Source organism: Neglectibacter sp. X4 (assembly GCF_009917365.1).
Classification (GTDB): Bacteria; Bacillota; Clostridia; order Oscillospirales; family Acutalibacteraceae; genus Acutalibacter.
The window spans coordinates 1-3221 of sequence record NZ_QWLE01000120.1 but is presented as its reverse complement, the minus strand read 5'-3'; the positions used below and the strand labels follow the sequence as shown (position 1 = coordinate 3221).

General features: G+C 51.4%; 4 protein-coding genes. All 4 read right to left on the bottom strand.

The window, feature by feature from the left end:
* Window positions 1-777: 777 nt before the first annotated feature.
* Window positions 778-1167, bottom strand: a complete 390-nt coding sequence (locus D1841_RS19995; protein ID WP_347564046.1) for a 4Fe-4S dicluster domain-containing protein — start codon at window positions 1165-1167, stop codon at window positions 778-780.
* 39 nt (window positions 1168-1206) lie between these two features.
* Entirely contained in the window at window positions 1207-1956 is a 750-nt protein-coding gene (locus tag D1841_RS19990) for an aldo/keto reductase (RefSeq protein ID WP_347564047.1), read from the bottom strand.
* A gap of 109 nt (window positions 1957-2065) precedes the next feature.
* The gene (locus tag D1841_RS16835; RefSeq protein WP_160644810.1) at window positions 2066-2422 is read right to left on the bottom strand and encodes a hypothetical protein; all 357 of its coding nucleotides are present in this window, start codon (window positions 2420-2422) and stop codon (window positions 2066-2068) included.
* A partial coding sequence (locus D1841_RS16830) for a transposase (protein WP_161880175.1) occupies window positions 2359-3221 on the bottom strand: 863 nt, incomplete at its 5' end. The genes D1841_RS16835 and D1841_RS16830, both read right to left, overlap by 64 nt.

Sequence of the window (3221 nt, the reverse complement as noted above, 5' to 3'; positions counted from 1 at the left end):
TGTCATACTTTCCGGGCCTTTTAAGGGACGAAACTTTTCTTTCAGAAAGTGGGGAGGGGGTGGAACTCCTCGTAAGTATGTTCGACACCACTTCACTTTGTTAAATTGCCAATTTTTCCCAGTGTAGAGCCGTTTGTGGGCACTTCCATCCCCCTGCGCTTTACTTCCGGGGGGTGTTCCGGGGGTCAGGCTCTTAAAAGCAAAAAACAAGCCCTTTAAGCGGCGTTTGTATGCGGTCGCTTAAAGGGCTGCTGTTATTTTCTTAAAAACCGCTTAAACCGCGCCAATGCTGGATTTGTGCGGTTTCTTAAAAGGTTTCTTGTGTGTCCTTAAACGCTCCTAAAAGGCAAATTTGAGCGGTTGGCAGCCTTGCGCCGCACAGGCCACTTTGGGGCCGAAAACGGGCAAAAAAATTTTGCAATCCCATTTTGCGAGATTGCAAAATTTTCGCTTTCATTCAAGCGGTTTTCCGCGAAAAAACCTAGTATTTAGGCGGGTTCCCGGGTTTTCTCGTATTCTTGCATATCGAAAAGTAGGCCCGTCCTGGGTTTTGCAAGTCACGTGAAAACTTACAACAGGCAGGTGCATACAGCCGAAGCCGAAATCCACTTTGCGGTCTGCGTTCATATGGCATCGCTCCTTTTTAATTTTCCGGGATTTTGTACTTTGTTCTATTTTACAGCAGGATGTTGCCCTTTTCAATCTGGATTTCCAATCGATAGCATTAGAGAATCTTATGTGAAAGGCCCTGCCATAACAAGACAGAACCTCGGTTTGTCATTGTGTTTTCGCTTCTTGCAAAGCCTTGTCAAACTTCGCCAGCACATCCGGGATAGCTATGTTCTGGGGGCAGAGCTTCTGGCAGGCGCCACACCCCAGGCAGGCTGAGGGCATTTCCTTTTCGTCCATGGCGCGCAGTGTAAAGTCCAGTACACCGATCTTTTTGCTGTAGTTCAGCTCGTTGTACATGGAGATCAGCTTGGGGATGTCCAACTCCTGGGGACAGGCTTCGCAGCAGTAGCGGCAGGCGGTGCAGGGCACCAGGTCTGCCATGGACTGCACAACCTTGTCCAGCATAGCTTTTTCGTCATCCGTGAGCGGATTGTTCTGGGAGAAAATCTGCAAATTTTCCTCCATCTGTTCCATGGCGGTCATGCCGCTGAGCACCACCTGTACTCCCGGCAGACCCTGCAGGAACCGGAAAGCCTAGGACGCCATGGAAGCTTCGGGCCGGGCGGACTTGAGCAGTTCCTGGTAGTCGAGGCGCAGGTTTGCCAAGCTCCCGCCGCGTACCGGTTCCATGACAATGACCGGGATGCCCCGCTCCTCTAACATCTGGTATTTGCCCTTCGCATCCTGCAGGATCCAGTCCAAATAATGGAGCTGGATTTGCACAAACTCGAAAGTGTCCGGGTAATGATCCAAAAACTCCCGGATGGCTTCGGCGCGGCCGTGGGTGGAGAAACCCAGGTGGCGGATATTCCCGGCCTTTTTCTGCTCCAGCAGGTAGCGCACCACGCCCAATTCCTCGTTGGTGTAGAAATCGAAAGAGGACTCGCAGACGTTGTGCAGCAGACAGAAGTCGAAATAGTCTACGCCGCACTTTTCCAACTGCTCTTCAAAAATGGAGGCGATGGATTTCACTTCCTCCCCGGCCAGGTATCCCTGGAACCCCAGCTTGCCGTCCTTATAGTTCATCATGTGCCCCGGCATTTTTGAGGCCAGATACCAGGTGTCCCGGGGGTACTTTTTTAGCACCTTGCCGATGAAATCCTCCGACTCGCCGCCGTGGTAGCGGTAGGCGGTATCAAAATAGTTCACTCCGTTTTCATAGGCCCGGTCGATGATGGCCTGGGCCTTTTCCCGGTCGATCTTGCCGTCCTCGCCTACGGGCAGGCGCATATTGCCCATGCCCAGGGTGGAGAGCTTTAGATCCTTAAAAGGTTTGTATAGCATTGCCGTTCCTTCTCATAGTGGTTTTTATCTATTGTAGCATTTGGAGTATGGTCTAAGTCAATGGAAGGAACAGGATTCTTTCTATTTTTAATACATTATGTGTTGCAAGTTAGATTTGCGTTGCCTGTTCAACTTCCAATCCTCCCGCAAAAATCACCTTGATACTTTCTTTGGACTCCACCACCACACACTCCAGCACCTGCCGTACCAGCCGGTCATCATATTCCATTGGATGATTCTCCAGCCCCTCGAGGATAGTGAAAATTTCATCCAGCCGGGACTTAGCATTTCCTTTTTCCTGCTGTGCATTTCCATATCGTGTGAGCTGCTGCTCCAGTTTGCTTTTCTCGGCCATGAGCTCTGAGGCCCTCTGTTCATCGAAATCCTCAACTGTATCGGTAGCTATGGCCTGTAACATAGCCTTGAAGTCGACATCGATTTCGGCAATCCGAATATTGATATCCAAGCGCAGCCGGATTTCTCCATTGCGTAGATAAGCCTGACAAGTTTCTTGGCAGCATGGGAGAGCGCGACATTATAATGTTTGCCCTCGGCCCGTTTTTTGGCAAGATAGGCTGCGAAAGATGGTTCCCAATGGCAGACGTACTTTGTGGCGTTGTAGAGGGCATAGCACAAGTAACGTGAGCCGCGCTTTTCCATGTGGGAATAAGCTCCATTCATGGAGAGTTGGCCGGATTGGTAAGTAGACGGCGAAAGGCCGGCGTAAGCGAGGAGCTTATCCGGCGAGTCAAAGCGGGAGAAGTCACCAACCTCGGCGATGATCATGGCGCCCATGCGAAGACCGATGCCAGGAATAGTGGTGATGGGAGATTGTATCGTTTCCATCAGAGATTGAATTTCCGCCTCGATTTGTTCAATCTCGGCGTTCAGTTCACGGATAAGGGCAATGGTATGCCGCAGTTCGAGAGACTTGGCGGGCATGACAGAACCAATGGAACGCCTGGCAGAGTCGCGGATCGCAATCGTCTTATCGCGGTCATAGCGGCCATTGGATGCGTCGCTCAGGACGGCTTTGAGGTGTGTAAGGTGCGCCTGGGCAATCTGTTTCGCGCCAGGGAACTCGCTGAGCATGGCGTAAACGGATGCCATGTGCAGCGACGGCACCAGCTTTTCCAACTCCGGGAACAGAATGTTGACCAGACGGGAAACGGACTGCTTGAGCTTGGCCCGCTCGCGGACTTTGTCGAATCTGTATCTTGTGAGTGACTTTAACTCTTCGTTGTGGTAAGCTGTGTCTGTGTAGG